The 21,625-nt window shown below is 64.3% G+C and carries 25 protein-coding genes and 1 other annotated feature; of the genes, 14 read left to right on the top strand and 11 right to left on the bottom strand.

What is annotated here, in order from left to right; genetic code table 11:
- Positions 1-82 precede the first annotated feature (82 nt).
- Positions 83-733, bottom strand: coding sequence for a BON domain-containing protein (locus ON00_RS19415; protein ID WP_010409195.1), 651 nt, complete (start codon positions 731-733; stop codon positions 83-85).
- Positions 734-942: 209 nt separating this feature from the next.
- Between ON00_RS19415 and ON00_RS19410 the strand changes: the two genes are divergently transcribed.
- The gene (locus ON00_RS19410) at positions 943-2,124 is read left to right on the top strand and encodes an acyltransferase family protein (protein WP_010409194.1); all 1,182 of its coding nucleotides are present in this window, start codon (positions 943-945) and stop codon (positions 2,122-2,124) included.
- Here the strand turns inward: ON00_RS19410 and ON00_RS20810 are convergent.
- Complete coding sequence (locus ON00_RS20810) at positions 2,097-2,345, bottom strand: hypothetical protein (protein ID WP_154651480.1); 249 nt, start codon at positions 2,343-2,345, stop codon at positions 2,097-2,099. The genes ON00_RS19410 and ON00_RS20810 overlap by 28 nt on opposite strands.
- Before the next feature lie 110 nt (positions 2,346-2,455).
- On the opposite strand from ON00_RS20810, the gene ON00_RS19405 reads away from it, so the two are divergent.
- On the top strand, positions 2,456-2,602 hold the full coding sequence (locus ON00_RS19405; RefSeq protein ID WP_211207186.1) for a hypothetical protein: 147 nt from the start codon (positions 2,456-2,458) through the stop codon (positions 2,600-2,602).
- A 172-nt stretch (positions 2,603-2,774) separates the two neighbouring features.
- On the opposite strand, the gene hemN is transcribed toward ON00_RS19405, so the two are convergent.
- From hemN to ON00_RS19380, 5 genes are all read right to left on the bottom strand, one after another.
- The gene (gene hemN / locus ON00_RS19400; RefSeq protein ID WP_010409192.1) at positions 2,775-4,121 is read right to left on the bottom strand and encodes an oxygen-independent coproporphyrinogen III oxidase; all 1,347 of its coding nucleotides are present in this window, start codon (positions 4,119-4,121) and stop codon (positions 2,775-2,777) included.
- A gap of 155 nt (positions 4,122-4,276) precedes the next feature.
- A complete protein-coding gene (locus tag ON00_RS19395; RefSeq protein ID WP_010409191.1) occupies positions 4,277-4,663 on the bottom strand; it encodes a SpoIIAA family protein in 387 nt (128 codons plus the stop codon).
- A 43-nt stretch (positions 4,664-4,706) separates the two neighbouring features.
- The gene (gene cydX, locus ON00_RS20385; RefSeq protein ID WP_010409189.1) at positions 4,707-4,808 is read right to left on the bottom strand and encodes a cytochrome bd-I oxidase subunit CydX; all 102 of its coding nucleotides are present in this window, start codon (positions 4,806-4,808) and stop codon (positions 4,707-4,709) included.
- A 12-nt stretch (positions 4,809-4,820) separates the two neighbouring features.
- Positions 4,821-5,957 (bottom strand): cytochrome d ubiquinol oxidase subunit II, encoded by a 1,137-nt coding sequence (gene cydB / locus ON00_RS19385; protein WP_010409186.1) that lies wholly within the window; start codon positions 5,955-5,957, stop codon positions 4,821-4,823.
- Positions 5,958-5,970: 13 nt separating this feature from the next.
- A complete protein-coding gene (locus tag ON00_RS19380) occupies positions 5,971-7,545 on the bottom strand; it encodes a cytochrome ubiquinol oxidase subunit I (protein WP_010409184.1) in 1,575 nt (524 codons plus the stop codon).
- A 116-nt stretch (positions 7,546-7,661) separates the two neighbouring features.
- On the opposite strand from ON00_RS19380, the gene cydD reads away from it, so the two are divergent.
- The 8 genes from cydD (at position 7,662) to ON00_RS19995 (ending at position 15,624) form a co-directional block, all read left to right on the top strand.
- Positions 7,662-9,314, top strand: a complete 1,653-nt coding sequence (gene cydD / locus ON00_RS19375) for a thiol reductant ABC exporter subunit CydD (RefSeq protein WP_010409182.1) — start codon at positions 7,662-7,664, stop codon at positions 9,312-9,314.
- The gene (locus tag ON00_RS19370; protein ID WP_010409180.1) at positions 9,311-10,924 is read left to right on the top strand and encodes an ATP-binding cassette domain-containing protein; all 1,614 of its coding nucleotides are present in this window, start codon (positions 9,311-9,313) and stop codon (positions 10,922-10,924) included. Before cydD ends, ON00_RS19370 begins: the two co-directional genes overlap by 4 nt.
- A 69-nt stretch (positions 10,925-10,993) precedes the next feature.
- On the top strand, positions 10,994-12,514 hold the full coding sequence (locus ON00_RS19365) for an aldehyde dehydrogenase family protein (RefSeq protein WP_010409178.1): 1,521 nt from the start codon (positions 10,994-10,996) through the stop codon (positions 12,512-12,514).
- Between the two features lie 15 nt (positions 12,515-12,529).
- Positions 12,530-13,603, top strand: coding sequence for an alcohol dehydrogenase AdhP (gene adhP, locus ON00_RS19360; RefSeq protein ID WP_010409176.1), 1,074 nt, complete (start codon positions 12,530-12,532; stop codon positions 13,601-13,603).
- Positions 13,604-13,614: 11 nt separating this feature from the next.
- Positions 13,615-14,442, top strand: coding sequence for a universal stress protein (locus ON00_RS19355; RefSeq protein ID WP_010409174.1), 828 nt, complete (start codon positions 13,615-13,617; stop codon positions 14,440-14,442).
- Positions 14,443-14,460: 18 nt separating this feature from the next.
- Positions 14,461-14,619 (top strand): hypothetical protein, encoded by a 159-nt coding sequence (locus ON00_RS21100; RefSeq protein ID WP_211207185.1) that lies wholly within the window; start codon positions 14,461-14,463, stop codon positions 14,617-14,619.
- A 98-nt stretch (positions 14,620-14,717) separates the two neighbouring features.
- Positions 14,718-15,128, top strand: coding sequence for a low affinity iron permease family protein (locus ON00_RS19350; RefSeq protein ID WP_050811009.1), 411 nt, complete (start codon positions 14,718-14,720; stop codon positions 15,126-15,128).
- A gap of 100 nt (positions 15,129-15,228) precedes the next feature.
- A complete protein-coding gene (locus tag ON00_RS19995; protein WP_010409171.1) occupies positions 15,229-15,624 on the top strand; it encodes an NAD(P)H-dependent oxidoreductase in 396 nt (131 codons plus the stop codon).
- A gap of 226 nt (positions 15,625-15,850) precedes the next feature.
- On the opposite strand, the gene ON00_RS19340 is transcribed toward ON00_RS19995, so the two are convergent.
- Entirely contained in the window at positions 15,851-17,017 is a 1,167-nt protein-coding gene (locus ON00_RS19340) for an IS110 family RNA-guided transposase (protein WP_010409169.1), read from the bottom strand.
- Positions 17,018-17,101: 84 nt separating this feature from the next.
- On the opposite strand from ON00_RS19340, the gene ON00_RS19330 reads away from it, so the two are divergent.
- The 3 genes from ON00_RS19330 (at position 17,102) to ON00_RS19320 (ending at position 19,638) form a co-directional block, all read left to right on the top strand.
- Positions 17,102-18,333 (top strand): IS3 family transposase gene (locus ON00_RS19330; protein WP_086010598.1). Its coding sequence is split into 2 segments (ribosomal slippage): positions 17,102-17,393 and positions 17,393-18,333, totalling 1,233 coding nucleotides; the frame shifts between segments, so codons are not numbered across the junction.
- Positions 17,386-17,502: a sequence feature (AL1L pseudoknot), on the top strand. (Overlaps the previous gene by 117 nt.)
- The gene (locus tag ON00_RS19325; protein ID WP_154651478.1) at positions 18,299-18,880 is read left to right on the top strand and encodes a hypothetical protein; all 582 of its coding nucleotides are present in this window, start codon (positions 18,299-18,301) and stop codon (positions 18,878-18,880) included. Before ON00_RS19330 ends, ON00_RS19325 begins: the two co-directional genes overlap by 35 nt.
- A complete protein-coding gene (locus ON00_RS19320) occupies positions 18,877-19,638 on the top strand; it encodes an ImmA/IrrE family metallo-endopeptidase (RefSeq protein ID WP_010409164.1) in 762 nt (253 codons plus the stop codon). The genes ON00_RS19325 and ON00_RS19320 overlap by 4 nt, the downstream gene beginning before the upstream one ends.
- A gap of 55 nt (positions 19,639-19,693) precedes the next feature.
- Here ON00_RS19320 and ON00_RS19315 read toward each other — a convergent pair whose 3' ends face one another.
- Both ON00_RS19315 and ON00_RS19310 read right to left on the bottom strand, forming a co-directional pair.
- A complete protein-coding gene (locus ON00_RS19315) occupies positions 19,694-20,248 on the bottom strand; it encodes a GNAT family N-acetyltransferase (RefSeq protein WP_010409162.1) in 555 nt (184 codons plus the stop codon).
- Complete coding sequence (locus ON00_RS19310) at positions 20,245-20,499, bottom strand: type II toxin-antitoxin system TacA family antitoxin (protein WP_245535650.1); 255 nt, start codon at positions 20,497-20,499, stop codon at positions 20,245-20,247. Before ON00_RS19310 ends, ON00_RS19315 begins: the two co-directional genes overlap by 4 nt.
- Positions 20,500-20,769: 270 nt before the next feature.
- On the opposite strand from ON00_RS19310, the gene ON00_RS19305 reads away from it, so the two are divergent.
- Positions 20,770-21,201: a response regulator gene (locus ON00_RS19305; protein ID WP_010409159.1), complete on the top strand. Its 432-nt coding sequence runs from the start codon at positions 20,770-20,772 to the stop codon at positions 21,199-21,201.
- On the opposite strand, the gene ON00_RS19300 is transcribed toward ON00_RS19305, so the two are convergent.
- Positions 21,186-21,590: a hypothetical protein gene (locus tag ON00_RS19300; RefSeq protein ID WP_010409157.1), complete on the bottom strand. Its 405-nt coding sequence runs from the start codon at positions 21,588-21,590 to the stop codon at positions 21,186-21,188. The two genes, ON00_RS19305 and ON00_RS19300, sit on opposite strands and share 16 nt — an antisense overlap.
- Positions 21,591-21,625: the final 35 nt, after the last annotated feature.

The raw sequence follows: 21,625 nt of genomic DNA, 5'->3' as shown, positions 1-21,625 counted from the left end.
AGGTACCGGGACGAAGCAGGCTCAGCGCTCCGCAATGATACGGAGGCGCCCGCCCGCGGCAGGCGTGCAGGCGCTCATCCCATCACGCCACGAAGATGTTGTCGTGAATGGCCGTGACACCGGGCGCCGACCAGGCAGCGCGTTCCGCGATCTCGCGCTCTCGCCACGCATGGACCTTCCCGCCCAAGGTGATCGTACCGCCGTCTGCGATCACCGAGATGGAGGACGCGTCGAGAACGGCATTGCGCTTGAACGCCTGCTCGATCCGCTCCTTGACGTCGTGGGTTACCGGCACCTGCCTGATGGAGATCAGGTCGACGACGCTCGTCACGCCGCCGATTCGGCCGGCGGCCTTTCGCGCAGCGTCTACTTCATAGCGCCAGTCGACGGTGCCGCCGAGCGTCACGCGGCCGTTCTCGACCTTCACGGTGATCTTCTCTTCCGGGATCACCGCATCCCACGCAAAGAGACTGCAGATCCGCTCGGCGATCTCTGTATCAGTCGTCCTTGCGTCACCCGGTCGGCGGACCTCGACATCCTCTGCGATCGCCTTGACTCCGGCAACGCGACGCACTGCCTTCTCGGCTGCGAGCTTCTCCGCATAGCTCGACACCAGCCCCGAGAGGGTGACAACGCCCGCCTGCACGCTGACCCCGATATGCTCGTGTGCGACGCTCGGCTCCCACGCAAGCTCAGCTTGAACGTCACCCTGGATTTCCTGGTCGGTTCGCATCGGAGGTCTCCTTTTGACCACGACCCCCTGCTCTTCTTTGATTTGCGATCACATCAGGATTGTTCCGGAGGTTAGGGCCACAACATCGATCGGAGAGCTTAACGGGAACCGGAGCTTGCAGGTGCTGCACGGCGGTGTCAGAACCAGCTGCGATCCTGATCACGGTGTTGGCGGTGAGTGAAGGGCCGAGAAGCACACGTCATTTCGGCATGGACTGGCTACGCATCGCAGCGTTCGGTCTCCTGATCCTCTACCACATCGGCATGGCGTTCGTACCGTGGCCTTTTGAAATCAAGGTTGCGGCGCCCCGGAACTGGGTAGCCATACCGATGCTCGCGACGAACGCCTGGCGTCTGTCGCTGCTGTTCCTGGTATCGGGATACGCGAGTGCGGCGCTTCTGGCACGAGAGCCCGTCGGAAATTTCTTCCGCGGACGTATGTTGAGGCTGGGCTTGCCGCTGATCTTCGGCATGGCCGTTCTCAATACGCCGCAACCGTGGGTCGCGCTCGTCACCCAGCATGGGTACACGCGAAGCTTCGCCTACTTTCTTCTGCACGATTACTATCGGTTCCAATTCATCGACGACGTCGCGATGCCGACGTGGATGCACCTCTGGTTTGTCGCGTATCTGATTGCCTACACGTCATTGCTGTCGTTGGGCTGTGTAGCGTTTCCCGGGCGAGGGGCTGCGATCACGAGGCTACTCGAACGGGCGCTCAAGGGCCCACTGGTCCTGCTAGTGCCAGTCATCTACGTCTATCTTGTTCGCAGACTGTTGCCGCCAGGATGGATCGACACGCATGCGCTCGTGAACGACTGGAGCGCCCACGCCGTGTACTTCGCAATGTTTGCGTTCGGACTTGCGTTGCGGCGGTCGTCGCAGCTGATGTCGATGATCAGGCGGCAATGGCGATTGGGCGCTGTTCTCGCAGTGACGGCCTACACAGGGGTCCTCGTCGTGGAGCAGGCCTGGCCGGGAAACACGCCGGTGCCGGAAGCTTGGCGACCGGTGTTCGGGCTGCTCCGGGCGATGCAATGCTGGACCACCATCGTCGCACTGGTGGGGGCGGCGGATACCTACCTGGACAGCGACCATCCTTGGCGTGCAACTCTGGCCGAGGCAGTCTTTCCGCTCTACCTGATACACCAGACCATCATCCTGGTAGCCGGCTATTGGCTTCTCGGGTCCCGGCTCAACCCGGGATTGCGGTTCGTTGTGCTGGTCCTAGCGACAGCTGCAGGAAGCTGGCTATTCTATCTCGTGGGACGCCGGATCGGGTGGCTGAGGCCGTGGATCGGGCTGAGCCATCGGGAACGTGACCCGAGGTCGCGCTTCAGGAAATCAGGCGAGGCCCAAGCGGATCAGCCCGACGCCATCGCGGCTCGGTAGGGTCCCCTCGCCTTTGCCGCCAGCGGCAATGCGACAGCGCAGAACGGACGCAGGGCGCAGCCGGTGCACTCAGCGTCGCAGCGGATCTCGGCGCGGCAATTTGCAAGGTAGTGCCGCAGAAGAGCAACATGCGCGATCCGGGCCTCGACACAACGTGCACCGCCGATCATGTCGATCTCGGTGCGCGCGCGTTTACGGGCGTATTCCTGTTCATCAGACACGGTGATCCTCCCGAATTGGTGAGGAAGTGATACGTCGGGCCGCCTCCAGCGGCTCTACGTATCTTTCCGAACGCCCTGGGTTGACGGGCATCAAAGAGACGTCCGGCCCGGTGAACGACGCTCCACGCCTCGACCAACAGGAGGCGATGATGATCAGCTTACCCGACGACTGGTTCCTCTATCTCGCTGCAGGCGCCATGGGCCTGTTCATGATCACGATGATGTTCGTGACGATGACCGACAGGCAGAAGCATTAGTTCTGAGTGCTGCGCCGTCCCAAGAGCGTCGGCTCTCGTTGCAGTGGCCCTGCAGCCCCACAGGTGGGGTTCCGCGAGCCGCTGCGCACGAGCGGCTCGCTGGCGCGATGCCTCCCAATCTCCCGATCAAGCGGCGCCGTCGTCTCTCGTGTCGCCGGCCCGGTACTGCCGCTCACACCGCTTTGCTGAAGCCTTGCGGCTTTACGGCTCGATAGCGATCGAAAGCACTGGCGGCGATCCGCCCGTAAGGCGCACCATCTGCCGTCAGGGTGATGCGGGTGCCTCGGACGGTTACCAAGCCTCTTAGCACCAGCTCGGACAGACGATCGTGGGCGTTGCGATCGAGCGCCGCCGAACAGTCGCCCTGCCCCCACGCTTCGCCGAGATCGGCGGTGCCGTCGCAGAGAAGGCGTTCGATGACGCGGCCGCGTACGCGATCTTCGTCGGTCAGGCGAACTCCTCTTATGCCGGCGAGCGAACCGGCGAGGATTGCCTTTCGATAGCGCCCCTGCTGCTTTTCGTTCTGGACGATGACATCGCCCACCTGGCTGATTGCCGAGGCACCCAACCCGATCAGCGCGTCGGACGGGTCGTCAGTGAAACCCTGAAAGTTGCGCCGCAACCGTCCTTCGGCGCTCGCGACCGCCAACCGGTCCTCTGGCTTGGCAAAATGGTCGAAGCCGACCGCCACCATGCCCTGCTCGATCAGGAGGTCGTGGGCCAGCAGGCTCTGCGTGAACCGCGCCTTGGCACCGGGCAGCATCGCGCCGTTGATCGCGCGCTGGCGCGGCAACTGGCTCGGCAGGTGCGCATAGCCGAACATGGCCACGCGATCGGGGGCGAGCAGCCGGGATCGGGCGATCGTCGAAGCGAGGTCGTCCAGCGTCTGCCCTGGCAGGCCATACATCAGGTCCAGGTTGAGCTTGGCGATACCCGCACGTCGCAGCTCGGATGCGCGGAGCGCGACATCTCGGAAGGGCTGCTCCCGATTGATGCGCACCTGGACGGCAGGCGAAAAGGTCTGCACCCCGAGGCTGACGCGCTCGATCCCGTTTTGCGCCAGCGCGCCGGCATAGTTGGCGTCAAGCGAGCGCGGGTCGAGCTCCGCCGCCCATTCGGCATCGGCCGCAACGCGAAAAGAGCGACGAATCATGTCGCAGAGGTCCGCGAACGTCCGCATAGGCAAGGCATTCGGACTGCCGCCTCCGAAGTGGACCCGCGTCACCGCGCAACTGCGGGTCAGCGCTGCCACCATCGCGATCTCGGCCTTGAGTGCGTCGACATAGGCGGTGACGCGCTCCTGTCGCCCAATCGCGCTGGTATTGCACCCGCAATACCAGCAGATCCGCTCGCAGAACGGGACGTGCAGGTAGAGCGACAGCGAACTCCCGTGGCGAAGACTGGACAGCGCCCCGTGCTGGTCCACGGCGTCGACGTGTTCGCTGAACTCGGCCGCAGTCGGGTAACTGGTGTAGCGCGGAACAGCACGTCCGGCGAGGTCGGGATGGAATATCGGCATCGGTCGAAGATGCTTTGGCCGGGGACGGCGCTCCTTGACGACGGTCAAAAAGCAAGCGGTCGCTGGAGTGTTCGGCGAACCTCACGTGCCTTCGGCTCCGAAGCAACGCCATTTTCGCGTCTAGGTGAGGCTGTGCGGTCCTTTTCGAGGCTGCCTCAGCTCGCAGCAGCCACAGCATAGCCGGTTACCCAGGCCAGTGCCGCGCCGCGATCGCCGGGCTTGAACACCCGGTAGCTGATGAAGGGCAATGCCGCGCTTTCGATGCGTGACCCGGCTCTGACCCATGCTTGATCGGCGACGATTGCGACCCGGCCGAAATGCTTGAGCTTGCCGAGAAGCGGCAGCGCGCGGCCGAGATACTCACCGATCCCGTCGAACATGATGCCGCTGATGGCGTCAGCTTCTACAAAGATGTGAATCCTGTCATGCACGGCCATTGCGCCCTCGATCCGGTCCATGATCGGCGTCAGGTCATCGCCTGTTATCCGACCGGAAATGATGAGCGCGATGACATCATTGGCGCTGTCAATGAATTGATGCATGGGTTGTTCACGATCTTCTTCAAAATTTGCTTTCTGGCGTCACTCACTCGTCTTCGACTGGCAGATGGAATTCGTGCCAGATGCCGTTGAGGATGCCGAAACCGCCCGCCAGGCCGAGCCCCAGCACCCAAGCAAAATACCACATTGTCCTCACTCCTCAGTAATAGTCGGGGCTGGCCGTGATGGCGTCGGTCGTGACCCGGCCGAACATCACGCGGTACGCCCAGGCGGTGTAGGCGAGCACGATGGGCAGGAAGATGATTGTGACCACCAGCATGATGAACAAGGTCCGCTCGCTCGACGAGGCGTTCCAGACCGTCAGGCTGGAGTGCGCGTCGATGCTCGACGGCAGGATGAACGGAAACATCGAGCATCCGACGGAAGCGATGATGCCCGTGGCGGCGAGGCTCGATCCTCCGAACGCCAGCGCACCCTGTTCGCGATAGATACCCACCAGAGCCAGCACCGTTCCGACGAACCCCAGCATGGGGGCAACCAGCATCCAGGGGTGCTGACCGTAGTTGAGGAGCCATCCGCCCTCGACCGCCTCCGCAGTGGTGCGCAGCGGATTGGAGGCGCCCAGCGTGTCGGCCGCACCGACCAACCGCCAGCCAGGCATCTGCCACATCAGCAGGCCGCCGACCGTGAACAGGAGCAGCGCCAGTGCTCCCGCCGCAAATCCAAAAGCGCGCGCGCGCTCGTTCACCGGGCCGTGCTCGGTCTTGATCGCCAGCCAGGCGGCACCGTGCAGCACGAGCATCGACACCGACAGCAGGCCTGCCAGCAGCGTGAACGGCGTGAACAGTGCGAGGAAGCTGCCGTCATAGAAGGCGCGCAGGTCGCCATCGAGCCGGAAGGGTGCGCCCGACAGGGCGTTGCCGACAGCGACGCCGAACACCAGGGCCGGCACCAGACCGCCGACGAACAGCGCCCAGTCCCACCGGCTGCGCCATTTCGGATCCGCCTTCTTGGAGCGATACTTGAAGCCGACCGGACGCAGGATCAACGCCGCCAGCACCACGAACATGGCGAGGTAGAAGCCCGAGAAGCTGACCGCGTAGACGAACGGCCAGGCGGCGAAGATCGCGCCGCCTCCCAGGATGAACCAAACCTGGTTGCCCTCCCAAGTCGGCCCCACAGTGTTGATCACCATCCGCCGCTCGGCGTCGCTGCGCGCGACGAAGGGGAGGAGCGTTGCCACGCCAAGGTCGAAGCCGTCGGTCACGGCGAACCCGATCAGGAGGACGCCCAGCAGCGCCCACCAGATCAGTCGAAGCATTTCATAGTCGAGCATGGGAACGCCTCCTTCAGGCGGTCAGGGGAGCAGCCGGGATCGGCGTACCGACCGGCGCGGGTGCCTGCGGCTCTTCCTCGATCGGGCCGTGCGCGATGGCGGCGAGGATCAGCCGCACCTCGATGACCGCGAGAGCGCCGTAGAGCGCGGTGAACCCGGCGATCGTCGTCCACAACGCACCGCGCGTCAGCGATGAACTAGCGAGGAAGGTCGGCAGCACGCCCTCAATCGCCCAAGGCTGCCGGCCGAGTTCCGCCACGACCCAGCCGAGCTCGATCGCGATCCACGGCAGCGGGATGGCGAGCACCGCCAGCCTCAGGAAGCCGCGATACTGGTCATGGCGCCGCAGGCTTGCGATGACGAACGCCGCCGAAAATAGCGCGATCATCAGAAAGCCTATCGCTGCCATGATCCGGAACGACCAGAACATCAGCGGCACGCTGGGCACTGTGTCCCACGCCGCCTTCTCGACGAGCTCAGGCGTGGCCTGCGACGGATCGGCGATGTAGCGCTTGAGCAGCAAAGCGTAGCCGAGATCGCGCTTGTGCGTCTCTAATGCGGCACGGGCGCTCTGGTCGCGTGGATCGATCTTGAGCCGCTCGACCGCGCGGTAGGCGATCTGGCCCGAGGCGATGCGCTCCTGCGCCTTCAGGACCAGTTCGGACATGCCTGTCACCGTTCCGTCCAAGCTGCGGGTCGCGATCAGGCCGAGCACCCACGGGATCTGTACCGAGTAGCGCGTCGTCTGTGCGACTGAGTCGGGCATGCCGATCAGCGTCAGCCCCGCCGGCGCCGCCTCGGTGTGCCAGGCGGCCTCGATCGCGGCGAGCTTCATCCGCTGGTTGTCCGTCAGCGCGTAGCCGCTCTCGTCGCCGAGGACGACGACCGACAGCGAGGATGCGAGACCGAATGCCGCGGCGACTGTCATCGATCGCTTTGCGATGCCCGTCCACCGTCCTTTGAGAAGCCAGAAGGCGCTGATGCCGAGCACCACGACGGAGGCCGTGACGTAGCCTGCGCTCACGGTGTGGACGAACTTGGCCTGCGCTACGGGGTTGAACAAAACGGCGTAGAAGTCGCTGACCTCCATCCGCATCGTCTCCGGATTGAAGGCCGCGCCGACGGGGTTCTGCATCCAGCCATTGGCTATCAGGATCCACAACGCCGACAGGTTGGTCCCAAGCGCCACCATGAAGGTGACGATCAGGTGCCCCAGCTTCGACAGTCGATCCCAGCCGAAAAACATGAGTCCGACAAAGGTAGCCTCCAGGAAGAAGGCCATCAGCCCTTCGATCGCGAGCGGCGCGCCGAAGATGTCGCCCACATAGTGCGAGAAATAAGACCAGTTGGTGCCAAACTGGAATTCCATGGTGAGCCCGGTCGCGACCCCAAGCACGAAGTTGATGCCGAAGATCTTGCCCCAGAACCGCGTCACCTGCCGCCACACCGGCCGGTTCGTCATGACATAGACCGACTCCATGATGACGAGCATAAAGCTCAACCCGAGAGTCAGCGGGACGAACAGGAAGTGGTAGAGCGCGGTCAGCGCGAACTGCAGGCGTGATAGGTCAACGACCCCCGGGTCCATGGCAGAGTCTCCTTGGGGCGTCGGCGCCCATCAGGAGGCAGCTAGGCGGTTCACGCGCTTCGATTCCTTGACGATGATCAACGATCGAGCGTCCGGCTGGCGTCACCTGTCGTGCCATGTCCAGCACCGCTCTCGTCGACCGTCGCGCGCGCCAGCAGATGCTTCGGCAGACCGTGGGAAGCGACCGCCGTCGCCTCGTCGCAACCGCCCTGCTGATCGGCGATACCGTGGCGGGGGTCGGGTTCGCCGCCGGCCTTGCCGGTGCTGTCGCAGCCATTGCCGCAGATGAGGCATGGCTTGCGTGGGCAGCTCTGGCCCTGACCGCGGGGATCGCCCGTGGTTTGTTCGCCATGCATGCACAGCGCGTTGGAGCTTCCCTCGCCGCTGACGCCAAGACACGGCTTCGCCGCCGGGCAACCGCAGCAGCGGTGTCGCAGCCGCTCGCAGGCGCCCGCTGGGGCGGCGAGATCGCCACGTCGATCGTCGACGAGGTCGAGGCGCTCGACGGCTACGTCGCCCGCTTCTCCCCCATTCGCACGGCAGCCTCGCTATCCCCGATGATCGTCCTCTGCGCCGTGGCACTTGTGAGCCTCGTCGCGGCGCTGATCCTCGTCGGCACGCTTGTGCCGCTGGTCGCCGCGCTGATCCTGGCAGGAACAGCCGCAGCGGACCGCTCCCGACAGCAGTTCGCCGCAACGGCCCGCCTGTCGGGGCTGTTCGCCGACCGGCTGCGTGCCCTCCCCCTCCTCCTCGCCTTTCAGGCCACCGGTCGCGAAGAGGAGGTCCTATCGCGGGCCGCCAATGATGTCGCCAGCCGAACCATGCGCGTCCTGAAGGTGGCGTTTCTGTCGACCGGAGCGCTCGAGTTCTTCGCCGCCCTCTCGGTCGCGCTGGTCGCGGTCTATGCGGGGTTTAATGTGCTTCGGCTTCTGCCGTTCACCCCGCCTGAACAGCTCGATCTGTTCAGCGCCTTCTTCGTGCTGGCGCTGGCACCTGAATTCTATCTGCCGCTTCGCCGACTGGCCGCGGCCTATCACGACAAGCAGGCAGCCGAGACTGCGGCGGACCGTATCGTCGCGCTGGAGCGCGACGCGCGTCCAAGCGCGCCTCGCCCACTCGCTGAACCGCCGCGGGTAAGCTTCGACGAGGTAACGCTCCGCTACGAAGGGAGCGACGTCGACGCGGTCGCAGCCGTCAGCTTCTCGGTCGCCCCCGGAGAGGCGATCGCGCTGATGGGTGCCTCTGGCAGCGGCAAGTCGAGCATCCTCGGTGCGCTGGTCGGACTGGTGCCGAGCCGCGAGGGTTCCCTCGCGATCGACGGCCATGCGCTGGACAACGGAACGAGCCTCGCGGGAGCGGTAGCCTGGGTTGCCCAGGCACCGCTGATCGTCCCCGGCACGCTCGCTGACAACATTCGGCTCGCTCGCCCGGACGCGAGCAGGGCCGAAATAGCCGACGCCGCCTCTGCCGCCGGGCTCAGCGCAGTCATAGCATCGCGACCTGGCGGTCTTGATGCGGTGATCGATGCCCGCGGCGGTGGTCTCTCAGGAGGCGAGCGGCGCCGGATTGGCCTCGCGCGTGCGCTGCTCTCGCGAGCGCCGCTGCTGCTTCTCGACGAGCCGACGGCGCACCTCGACCACTTGGCCGAGGCCGAGCTGATCCCGGTGATCGCGCGGGCCTGTCGTGGCAGAACCGCCCTCATCGCGACCCACAGCGCCGCGCTCGCCTGCGTCGCCGACCGCGTGATCCGTCTGGAGGACAGAGCATGAGGCTCGCCGATGTGATCGCTCTCGGAAGCTATCAACAGCGTCGGCCAACGATCCGTGCGGCGGCTCTCGGGTTGATCGTGGGGTCGGCGTCTGTCTTGCTACTTGGCCTGTCGGGCTGGTTCATCACGGCGTCCGCTCTTGCCGGAGCGGCAGGCGCCGCCGTCGCGACGAGCTTCAATTACATGTTGCCCAGCGCCGCGATCCGCTTGCTCGCGATCGCACGGACTGGCGCGCGCTATGGCGAGGCCGTCTTCTCCCACGACGCGGGACTGCACATCGGCGCCAAGCTTCGCCCTGCGCTGTTTGCGGCAGTCGCCGCGGCGCCGATCCGGCAAGCATTGTCGCTGTCACGTGGCCGAGCGCTCAGCATGGTCCTCGACGATGTTGCCACGGTCGAGACCGCACTCGTTCGGCGGTCGGCGCGATGGAGTGCCGCTGGCGTGCTGCTCGGCGGCGCTGCCCTATTGAGTCTGGCGGGCTGGGCGGCGATGCTCGGTGTCGGTGCTGTAGCGCTCCTTCTGCTCGTCGCGACCGAGCAGATCACCCGGGCCGCCCGGTCGCTTGAGGAAGCTCGTGATGACGCGCTCGCCGATCTGAGGATCGCGGCCGATGCGATCCTCGCGGCGGCAGCCGAGGTCCGCTGCTACCGGCCCGACGAGGTGACACGCTGGATCGAGGAGCCGGACCGCACCCTTGCGGCTGCCCAGCGTCGGCTGCACGGGGCCGGGTCTCGGCTGCAGCTCGTGCAAGCTGCCGCCCTGACGGTGTCCGCTGGTCTTGCGTTCGGTCTTTCGACCCATGAGGCACCCGCCCTTGCTGCGCTGGCGGCACTTGCGGCTGCGATGACCCTCGACGGCCTGAGTCCGCTTCTCCGGGAGCTTACAGAGCGCAATCGCGCCAGGAGTGCGGGAGCGCGCCTCGACACGCACCTGCAAGTCGGTTCGGAAACGCGGCCGATCGATGGCATCGCGATCATGGCGACCCTGGAGCTGCTTGGTCGGCGGCTTGCGGCGGGGGAGCGTGTCTGGCTCTCCGGACGATCGGGCTCGGGCAAGACAAGCCTCGTCGAGCAACTCCTGGCGCTGCGACCGCCGATTGCAGGTCAGGCCAGGATCGATGGGATCGACATAGCCTTCCTTCCGCCGGAGCAGCTACGCCCCCTCTTCGCCTGGCAACCACAGGATGCGTCCGCGCTCTCCGGAACGGTGCGGGACAACCTGCTGGTAGCAAGGCCCGGCGCCTGCGACCGAGCGCTCTGGCAGGCGCTTCGCGACGCGGCATTGGACCACGTGATTCGCGCTCTGCCGGAAGGGCTCGACAGCTGGATTGGCGAAGATGGCGCCAGGTTCTCCGGCGGCGAGCGGCGACGTCTGTCGCTCGCCCGCGCCTTCGTCTCGGACGCTCCATGGCTCCTGCTCGACGAGCCGCTGGAGGGTCTCGATCCACCCACCGCGCGCCTCATGATTGATCGATTGAACCGCAGGCTCGCGCGTACCCGCCAAGGGCTCGTGGTCGTCAGCCACCGCCCGCTGCCCGGGCTGACGCGGCTCTCGCGCATCGATCTGAGCGCAGTCGACGTCCCGAACATGCACCAGACTGCACGCGCATAAGTAGCTCTACGCATAGCTCCGGACCTGCAGCCTACGCGAAATGGAGCTGGAAGACAGGAGAACACATCCATGTTTCAGCAGGCGATCGATACTGTACGCGCAAAGGCGCTCGGTTCTTCCCGATACGGGAACTTCATCGACGGCCGCTGGATCGAGCCGATCGAAGGCAAGTACTTTGCCGACCACAGTCCGATCAACGGTCGGCTGATTGCGGAGTTTGCCGAGTCGACCCCAGCTGACATCGAACTGGCGCTCGATGCCGCGCACCGAGCGAGGGCAAAGTGGGCGGCTGTTTCTCCGACGGATCGCGCCCGCATTCTGAACCGGATCGCTGACCGGCTCGAAGACAATCTCGAAATCCTGGCGCTGGCCGAGACAATGGATAACGGCAAGCCGATCCGCGAGACGCGCGGCGCAGACCTGCCGCTTGCCATCGACCACTTCCGCTACTTTGCAGGCTGTATCCGGGCAGAAGAGGGCTCGATCTCGACCATCGACGAGAAGACGATCGCGTACCATTTCAAGGAGCCGATCGGCGTCGTCGGTCAGATCATCCCCTGGAACTTTCCCCTGCTGATGGCGGCCTGGAAGCTCGCGCCGGCCCTCGCCGCCGGCAACTGCATCGTCATCAAGCCGGCCGAGCAGACCCCGCTCTCTCTCATGATGTTCGCCGAGCTCACCGCGGATATTCTGCCGACGGGCGTGATCAATATCGTGACCGGACATGGTTCGGTGGTGGGCCGCGCTCTCGCCGAAAGCCCGCGGATCGGGAAGGTCGCCTTCACCGGATCAACCGCAACCGGTCGCGCCATCATGGGGTATGCGGCGAGCAACCTGATCCCGCAGACGATGGAGCTCGGCGGTAAATCGCCCAACATCTTCCTGCCTGATGTCATGGAGCGCGACGACGCATTCCTCGACAAAGCAGTAGAGGGTTTCGCTCTGTTCGCATTCAACAAGGGTGAGGTCTGCACCTGTCCCAGCCGCGCGCTCATTCACGAGAGCATCTTCGATCGCTTCCTTGAGAAGGCGATCGCCAGGGTCGAACGCATTCGCGTCGGCGATCCGCTCGATCCCGAAACCCAGATGGGTCCGCAGGCGTCGCAGGATCAGCTCAGCAAGATCCTAGACTATATCGAAATCGGCAAAGGCGAGGGCGCAAGCTGCCGCACCGGCGGAGAGCGCTTCCTGCCCGGCGGTGAGTTGGACCAAGGCTATTTCGTACGCCCGACCGTGTTCGTCGGCGACAACTCGATGCGCATCTTCCAGGACGAGATTTTCGGCCCCGTCGTCTCCGTGACCCCGTTCACCGACATCGACGACGCAATCGGCATCGCCAACGACACTCGATATGGGCTCGGTGCCGGCGTCTGGAGCCGCAATGGCAACGATGCCTACCGGCTCGGCCGTAGCATCCAGGCCGGTCGCGTGTGGACCAACTGCTATCACGCATACCCCGCGCATGCCGCTTTCGGCGGCTACAAGGAATCGGGCTTCGGCCGCGAGAACCACCGGGCGATGCTCGCCCACTACCAGCAGACCAAGAACCTGCTCGTCAGCTACGACGAGCAGCCGCTTGGTCTGTTCTGAGAGGAGATCTCCAGCATGGACAAGACGATGAAAGCCGCCGTCGTGCGGGCGTTCGGTGAGCCGCTCGTGGTCGAGGAGGTCGCGGTTCCGCGTCCTGGACCTGGCCAGATACTGGTCAAGGTCGCCGCGTGTGGCGTCTGCCACACCGATCTGCACGCGGCGGAAGGTGACTGGCCGGTCAAACCGAACCCGCCGTTCATCCCAGGCCACGAAGGCGTCGGCACCGTCGCCGCAGTGGGTGCCGGAGTCACTCACGTCAAGGAGGGCGACCGGGTCGGCGTGCCGTGGCTCTATTCGGCGTGCGGCCACTGCTCGCACTGCCTCGGCGGCTGGGAGACGCTGTGCGAGACGCAGCAGAATACCGGCTATTCGGTCAACGGCAGCTTCGCCGACTATGTCATCGCCGACCCCAACTATGTCGGTCACCTCCCGGACGGCATCGGCTTCGTCGAAATCGCGCCCGTGCTCTGCGCCGGTGTCACCGTCTACAAGGGCCTGAAAGTCACCGATACCAAGCCGGGCGACTGGGTCGTGATCTCCGGCATCGGAGGGCTCGGGCACATGGCCGTCCAATATGCGGTGGCGATGGGCCTGAACGTGGTCGCGGTGGACGTGGACGAGGTCAAACTTCGCTTGGCGGAGCGGCTCGGGGCCGCGCTCACCATCAATGCCCGGAACGCCGATCCTGCGGCATTCGTCCGCAGCGCTATCGGCGGAGCACATGGCGTCCTGGTGACGGCGGTGTCCACGACAGCGTTCGCCCAGGCGTTGGGCATGGTACGCCGCGGCGGAACCGTCTCGTTGAACGGCCTTCCGCCGGGTGATTTCCCGCTGCCGATCTTCGACACCGTCCTGAACGGCATCACGGTTCGCGGCTCGATCGTGGGCACCCGCCTCGACCTGCAGGAGTCGCTCGACTTCGCCAAGCTCGGCAAGGTGCATGCGACTGTCGAGACCGCCGCTCTTCAAGACATCAACCAGGTCTTTTCCCGCATGCACCGGGGGGAGATCGAGGGCCGCGTCGTGCTTGATCTGGCAGCAATGCCTGCGTCGAACCGCGAAGCTGCGCCTGCGCTGGCCGCGGCCTGAAGGGGGCAAGCATGATCAAGGATCTTCTCGCCGTCATCGATGACGCCGACCGCGCCCAGTCCTTTCTGAACAGCGTGGTGACGCTGTCGCAGAGTCACGACGCGGTGCTCGAAGTCGCCGCTCTGACACCGGCTCCGATGGCGATGCCAGCGATGGCGCCGTTCGGTGAGCTTTACGTGCCAGAGTGGGTGCTGATGGGCGACGACGCGGCCAATGTCGAACGCACGCGCAGCCATCTCGCGGCGGCCGGTTCCACCGCCGACGTGTTCGGGCTTCACAACGAGGTGGGCTGGCTGGCCGGCGATCTGAAGCGCAGCCGACAAGTCGCCGACCTGATCGTGCTTGGCGCACGTGAGACCTGGACGACACCGTGGCTTCGACGCCGCGTTGCAGAGACGCTGATCCGCGCGAGCGGAACGCCGCTCCTGCTTCTCCCCGAAGGGCAGAACCTGGCGCCGGTTCGAAAGGCAATCCTTGGCTGGAAGCCGGGGCCGGAAGCTACTCGCGCGATGCACGTCCTGGCGCATTTGGCGCAGCCCGGAGCAACGATCGACGTCATCACCGTCGGCACGACTCTCGGCTCCTGCGAGAAGGAGAAGGACTCGCATGCCGAGGTGAAGCGTCACCTGACGAGGCATGGCTTCGCCGCAGAGGGCCACTGGATCGTCAACGACGAGCGTATCGAGGCTGATACGCTGACGCTTTACGCTCAGGAAACTCAAGCTGACCTGCTCGTCATCGGGGGCTTCGCGCACTCACGCATCCGCGACATCATCCTGGGTGGGACAACCCGCGATCTCATCGAGCGCCAAGACTTGCCGGTCCTGATCGTTGGTTGAGCACGAGAGAGAGCATCGATGATGCGCGCGATCATGCAGGGCGTCGATCCTGCCTATTCGCGGCAGAGGCTGGGACGGGCTCGCGCCACGGCCGCGCGCCTGTGCGCCGCGCTTGGGGATGACCGGCGCTACGGCCCCGCCACCGTAACGGGCGGCGTCGCGGCGAGCAGGTCATGACCCAGCCATTCGATCCCGTCGGCACTGCCAGCGAAGCGTTTCGGCGTGCAGAGCCTCCGATCGCAGCCATACCGCCTGCGTCGGAGCCGCTCCACGTCATGCTCAACAGCGCGTTCACGAGCGTGGCCGCACGTGTGGCGGGCTTCGCGGGCAAGCCGCTCGCCTTCGTCACCGCCAGCCTCCTGATCATCCTCTGGCTGGTGACTGGACCGGTCTTCCACTACTCCGACACCTGGCAGCTGGTCGTGAACACCGCGACCACCGTGGTCACGTTCCTGATGGTGTTCCTGATCCAGAACTCGCAAAACCGGGACGCCGCCGCGATGCAGGCCAAGTTGGACGAGGTGATCCGCGCCTCGAGAACCGCGCGCAATCAGTTCGTCGGGATTGAGCACCGCACCGACCAAGAGATCGAACGGATTCGCGCCGAGCTGGAGCGCGAGTGCGACGTCGCAGCGGGTCCGGTGGATGCCGCCACCTCTGTCGTGCACCTGCGTCGCCGACGCTAGCCGCCCAGTTGCCGGCTCAGAACCGCCTCCGAGCTAAGTAAGTTTACCGATTTCGGCCCGACGGCCGCCGGCTCTAATCCGGGCAGGTCAGGAGAAGGCCATGATGAGCTTCGCGGCGGGCTCCCGCCACCATTACGTCGTCCTCGCCAACCCGTCGCCGAAGAGCTTCTGTCACGCCGTCGCGCACGCCTATGTCGATGAGGTTCGAAGGGGTGGGCAGACTGCCGACATTCTCGACCTCTACGGCATCGCGCTGAACCCCGCGTTGAAAAACGAGGAGGCTTTCACCCACGGCGACCGACACCACCCCTGGATTGAAGCTGAGCTCGAGCGGGTCCGGGCCAGCGGAGCACTCGTGCTCGTCTACCCGATCTGGTTCGGCGGACCCCTGAACCGCGCCGGGTTTGTCGGAGGCCCCAACTCCTCACATGAGGGTTTTAGGGTCAAGGGTTTGCCATGTGCATTCATCCTTTCTCGTTCGGCATCCAAGGTCTGAGCCCGATCGCATAGTACCGGCCGGGTCTCCGGGCCTGTACAACCTCACATCCGGTCGCCGCTCATGGACGGCTGCACCAATATCCCGCTTTCGACGGGCAAGGGCTCAGGAGGACGGGACCATTCTGAGAAGCGGCTTTTGAAGCCATAGGAGTTGGCGGTCCGTCCACCTGGATCCGTCAGGACTGATCAGGTCCTGGGGATTCAAAAATGCGACACGAATATCGTCAAGCAGCCTTCATGGCGGCACCTTCGATGACGACGCCAGCGGTCACGTATTTCCAAAGCGCGACCAGAAGTTTGCGGGCGAGCGCCACGATCATCGCCTTCTTGAGGCGGCCACCATTGCGTGTGACGCGATCCTGGAACCAACGCGCTAACATCGAGTCCGGTTGGTGACGCAGCCATAGCCACGCAAGCTGGACCATCGTCGTGCGCAGCCGTGGATTTCCGGCCTTGGAGACGCCCTGCTCACGATCAATCGATCCGCTCTGCCATGGAGACGGCGCCAGCCCAGCATAGGCGGCGACCTGCCGTCGATTGTCAAAATGACGGAATAGGCCTTCAGAATGGAGGGTCGCCGCAAACTCTGGGCCTATGCCTTTGAGGCCGAGCAGCATTGCCATGGGCGCGGACGTGCCCATGGCGCCTGGGATTGCCATAGCGTCCCGCTCGCCTTCCACGGCCTTAATCTGTTCGAGCAACAACTCGAGGCGGTCGAGCTCGCGGCAGATTTGCGCCCTGATATTGCCAGGGAGCTCGCGGCCATCGCCGGTTCGCAGCTCATCCAGGCGCTTGCGACGATCACGATGTAGCGGTTCATAGTCCCGGATGCCCTGGCTGAAGAGTAAACCCTTCACGCGATTGACGTGAAGGATTCGCTCGGCGACCAGCGCCTTTCGCTCCCGACCGATCCGGCGGCGATCTTCTTCCTCAGGCGTCGGTATCCGGACCATCGAGCAGACACGCGGTTCTCCCCGCGTGTAAGCCATCAGCGTGCGGATCAGCATCTCGCCATCGATGCGATCGGTCTTTGCGCGACGGTGGCGGCGCGACACCGCGATTGACGCCGCATCGACAACATGGCTCTCGATCCAGCTTTCGCGGCCCAGCACGCGGTCGATCCAAAAGCCGTCAAGGCCCGCTTCCTGGATTACCACCAAGGGGTAAAGCTTGCCCTGTCGTTCCTGCGCCTTCGTCCGAAGTTGGGCAAAGCAGGCAAACAGGCCGTCGATATCGCCGCCGGCGATCGTCCGGCGCGACATCTTGTCGCTACCCGGTGCTAGTGAGGTGACCAGCCAGGTCGATTTACTGAGCTCCAACGAGACAAAAATTGTATCGAGATCTACGCGGAACGCGGCAGGCGCATCGAGTCCGTCAGCTATCGCAGTCATGATTGGTCTCCAGCAATTTTGGTGGCCAACTCTGTCACAGCGCGGCCGGTCTCCACTCCTCATGGGATCTGAGAGGAAGGGGCTATGACGAGCAAGACGACGAACAAGTTCTCACCTGAGGTACGCGCCCGGGCGGTGCGGATGGTGCTGGACCACGAGAAGGATCATCCGTCGCGCTGGGCGGCTGTGGTGTCGATCGCGGCGAAGATCGGGTGCGCGGGCCAGACGCTGCACGAGTGGGTGAAGAAGGCCGAGGTCGACAGCGGCACGCGCGCGGGGGTGCCGAGCGACGTCGCCGACCGGATGAAGGCGCTGGAGCGGGAGAACCGCGAACTGCGCCAGGCCAACGAGATCCTGCGCAAGGCGTCCGCATATTTTGCGATGGCGGAGCTCGACCGCCGAGCGAGGTGATGGTGTCGTTCATCGACGCGCATCGCAAGGTGTACGGGGTCGAGCCGATCTGCCGGGTTCTGCCGATCGCCCCGTCGACCTATCATGCTCACACAGCCAGAAGGATTGAGCCGACCAAGAGGTCGGCTCGGGCTCGGCGTGATGATGCGCTTGGGCCGGAGGTGCGCCGCGTATTCGAGGAGAACTTCCGCGTCTACGGCGTGCGCAAGGTCTGGCGGCAGCTGCGGCGCGAAGGGCTCGACGTCGCCCGCTGCACCGTTGCCCGCCTGATGCGGGCGATGGGCCTGGCCGGCGTGATCCGCGGCAAGCCGGTCCGCACCACCATCAGCGACAGAGCAGCGCCATGCCCGCTCGACCGGGTGAACCGGCAGTTCCGTGCGCCGGCGCCGAACAGGCTCTGGGTATCGGACTTCACCTACGTCGCAACCTGGGCGGGGTTCGTCTACGTGGCGTTCGTCATCGACACCTACGCTCGCCGGATCGTTGGCTGGCGAGCCAGCAGGACGACGCATGCCAGCTTCGTCCTGGATGCGCTCGAGCAGGCGCTCCATGACCGCCGACCGGTTCATCGCGGTGGCCTGGTCCATCATAGCGACCGCGGGTCGCAATACGTATCGATCAAGTACACCGAGCGCCTGGCCGAGGCCGGGATCGAGCCCTCGGTCGGCAGCGTCGGCGACAGCTATGACAACGCTTTGGCCGAGACGATCAACGGCCTCTACAAGGCCGAGGTGATCCACCGGCGCGGGCCGTGGCGCAACTTCGAAGCAGTCGAGTACGCTACCCTTGAGTGGGTGGACTGGTTCAACCATCGCCGGCTGCTCGAACCCATCGGCAACATCCCGCCTGCCGAAGCCGAGGAGCAATACTATGCTGCCGCGGACATCATCGATATGGCAGCGTGACTCACATCCAACGGCCTCCGGCAAACCCGGCGCGGTTCAATATGACGGCGTATGCCACTATCCGACGCCGTGTCCGCCGCAAGATAGATGCGGCTTTTCCCAATGGATGGTCATCGTGAGCGGCGCGGGGCGCCCTACCCCTCCGATCGATCGGCTGGCGGATGAACTGGTCGCAGACATCATGGCTATGTCGGACGCGGAATTACTGGCGGAGGTCGAGGCCGAAGGACTGAATGTCGAGGATGAAGCCGACCGTATCCGCGCGATAATCTCGACCGCAACCGCCCGATCTGGAAAGTCGCGCCTTCAGGCTGCGCGAGCAGAGATCGATCGCGCAGCCGGAACGGGCCGAGGGCAAGTCCATCAGCTTCCTCTCAGGGATCGAGCGGCCGTCCTTGCCTGGTTCGCCAACGATGACAGCAAGCTGAAAAGCCGGCTGACGATGGCCGCACGCAACGGCGAAGGCATTACCGAGAAAGAGATGGATGATATACTCGCCGATTTGCGAGAGCTTGGTGCCATCGACGAAGACGGCAATCCGATTTGAAGGGGCTTGGTCAAGCCGAAAAGCTTTTGCAGTCCCTCGGCGTCACCAGTCCGGATGAGATCGATATCGAGGCGATCGCTTGGACGATGGGTGCCAAGGTGCGCAACGGCATTCTGGAGAGCTGTGAAGCCAGGATCATCGGCTTTCGCAATCAGGCGATCATCACTGTGAAAGGCGATGGCGATCCGCGTCGCCGTCGCTTCTCGATCGCGCACGAGTTGGGCCACTGGCAGCATCATCGCGGCCGGTCGTCGGTCTGCAGGGCGAGTGAGATCGGAAGTGTCAGCCAGGGCGGTGCCGGCATTGAGCGGCAAGCTGATAATTATGCCGCCGACCTGTTGATGCCGGCCTATCTGTTTCGACCGCTTGCTGCCGCTCACCGGCGGCCGTCATTCGAAGCAATCGACGCTCTGGCGGCTGCCTTTTCCACCAGCCGGTTGGCGACGGCGCAAAGGTTTATCGACCATAGTCCTTGGCCCTGTATGATCGTTTGCCACGGTCAGAACGGACGCCGATGGTTTCGACGCAATGGCGGCATTCCGGATCACTGGTTTCCCCGTGATGATCTCGATCCTGAGTCAGACGCGATGGACGTGCTGTATGGAAAGATTGATCGGTCGCGGCCGACGATCATCGGGGCGGACGCATGGTTCGATCGCCGGGGCGCCGATAGGTTTGAGCTGACCGAGGAGTGCGTCAAAGGCTTTGGGAATGATGTGCTCGCCCTTCTGACGCTGAAAGATCAAATGCTTGATTAGGACCGCGCAGCATGGGGCTTTGAACTGGGCAAGTTACGCGTCAGCAATTCTCAGCCTACGCATCCGCTTGCGTAAGAGTCCGAACCGTCGCGATCGGCAGGAACAACCGCAAGCCGTTGGAGGGCAGCGGCTCAAAGCCATAGCCGGTATAGAGCGCGATGCGTTTCGCCACCTTCTCGGCATCGCCGCAGTCGAACACGTCCAGCATGACGACGGCGATCCCCAACGCTTCGGCCGCCAAGGCCAGGCGCTTGAGACAATCGACCAACAGATCGCCGCCATAGCCTTGCCCTTGAAAGCGGCTGTCGACGCCAATCATCGAAATGTAGGCGGCCGGGATACTGCCATGCGCAGGGCGGTTGCGGGCGAACCGATCGGGTAACTCGGTATAGTCGATCGCATGGGCGTTGGTGGCATAGAAGCCGATCAGCTCGCCCTCGGCACCGACCATCACGAAGGTGCGGACGTTATCCGCCTTGGCGAGCTTGTTCGCGGTCCGGCGGAAGAAGTTGTCGACCTGCGTGATGCCACAGGAAAAGGCCGCTCGATCGTGCTTGGCAGGATCGAGCGGTTCGATGGTGAAGAGCTTTGCGTCCTCTGTCGCCGTCACCTGCTGACGATCGTCTCACGATGCCGCGCGAATGCTGCCCGAAGTCGCTCGGTGGGTGCCGGCGGCGTGTCGAGCGCCGCAAAGAAGCGCGAATGATCGACCGGCTGCAGGGTGGTGCGTTCGTGCGCCGCGATCGTCTCCATCGCAGAGCGATAGGCCGCGTTCATCGTGAAGACGGAATCGTCCACACCGGAAAGAGCGGCAGCCTGCTGAATCGCCTGCTTGATGCGCGGCTTGGTACGGAAGTTCATCCGCTCGCTGCTGCGCTCCTCAACGGCGCCGACCTGATCCTGAAAGCCAAGCATGGCACACCTCATCCAACCTTCACGCACATGTACGTCTTTGCGGCGTACATTTCAACAAAAGATTGAGAGTCGCTTAATTTGTCTGTCCTGCTGCAGGCGTCAGAAACCCGCGTCAGAATGTCTGGCCGGGATGAGCCAACATGCACTTCGATGAGGGGTGTGGGAGCTGGTAGCTACGATTGCAAGCGCCTACAGATACAGGCGGTTGTAGAGGTGATGAACACTTCGACCGTACCTTTCGCGCTCGCGGTCGATGACGTCCCGATCATCCTGATGGACATGACGCTGATCCTGGAGGACGCCGGCTTTCGCTGTCATGAGGCGATGGACGGCGATACCGCGATCGTGCTGCTGGAGGAGCAGGCCGACAACACCATCCTGCTGTTCTCCGATGTCGAGATGCCGGGATCGATCAACGGCTTTGCGCTGGCGCGTCATGTCGCACAGCACTGGCCCTGGATCGAGATCGTGATCGCCAGCGGCAATATCCGTCCCAATCCGGGTGACATGCCCGAGAAGGCGACGTTCATCCCGAAGCCCTTCTCGGCTGCGATCGTCCACGAGCACCTCCGCAGGACGCTGCCTGACGGCAAGAAGCCCGCGCCGCTGAAGAATGCGGTGACGACGCCGGTTCAGCCGGGAGCCTGAGCCACCCCTGCCGAGGCGAGCAACTGCGCGTCGGTCGCGTCGCGGTTGTCGATCCACCATTTGGCGTCCGCGATGCCGAGCAGCGCCGCGCCGGTTTCGACGCTATCGAGAGGTTGATCCTTGCGCAGCAAGGCGATCCGTTTCGCGCGAATGGTCGTTGCCCAGCTGACCTGTCGTTCCGAGCCGTTGAGCGGCGCCAGCGACAGATGGGCAACGGCTTGTTGCGAGGCCGCGGCGTCGCGCTCGTTCTCTTCCTGGCGCTGCTTGCGGTAGCACGCGCCGCAGACCGTCGTGCGCAGCCAGGTGGCCTTGCGCTCCTGCTGCGACGCGAACCCGGCAATGAAATGGGTTTGCTCATGGCCGCAGGTGTGGGTGATGCGATGGTCCATGACGTTCAGCCTGTCATATGGGCCGGATTTGTTCC

Source organism: Sphingomonas echinoides ATCC 14820 (assembly GCF_000241465.1).
In the GTDB taxonomy this organism is placed as follows: Bacteria; Pseudomonadota; Alphaproteobacteria; order Sphingomonadales; family Sphingomonadaceae; genus Sphingomonas; species Sphingomonas echinoides.
This window is presented reverse-complemented; position numbering and strand designations above follow the sequence as displayed.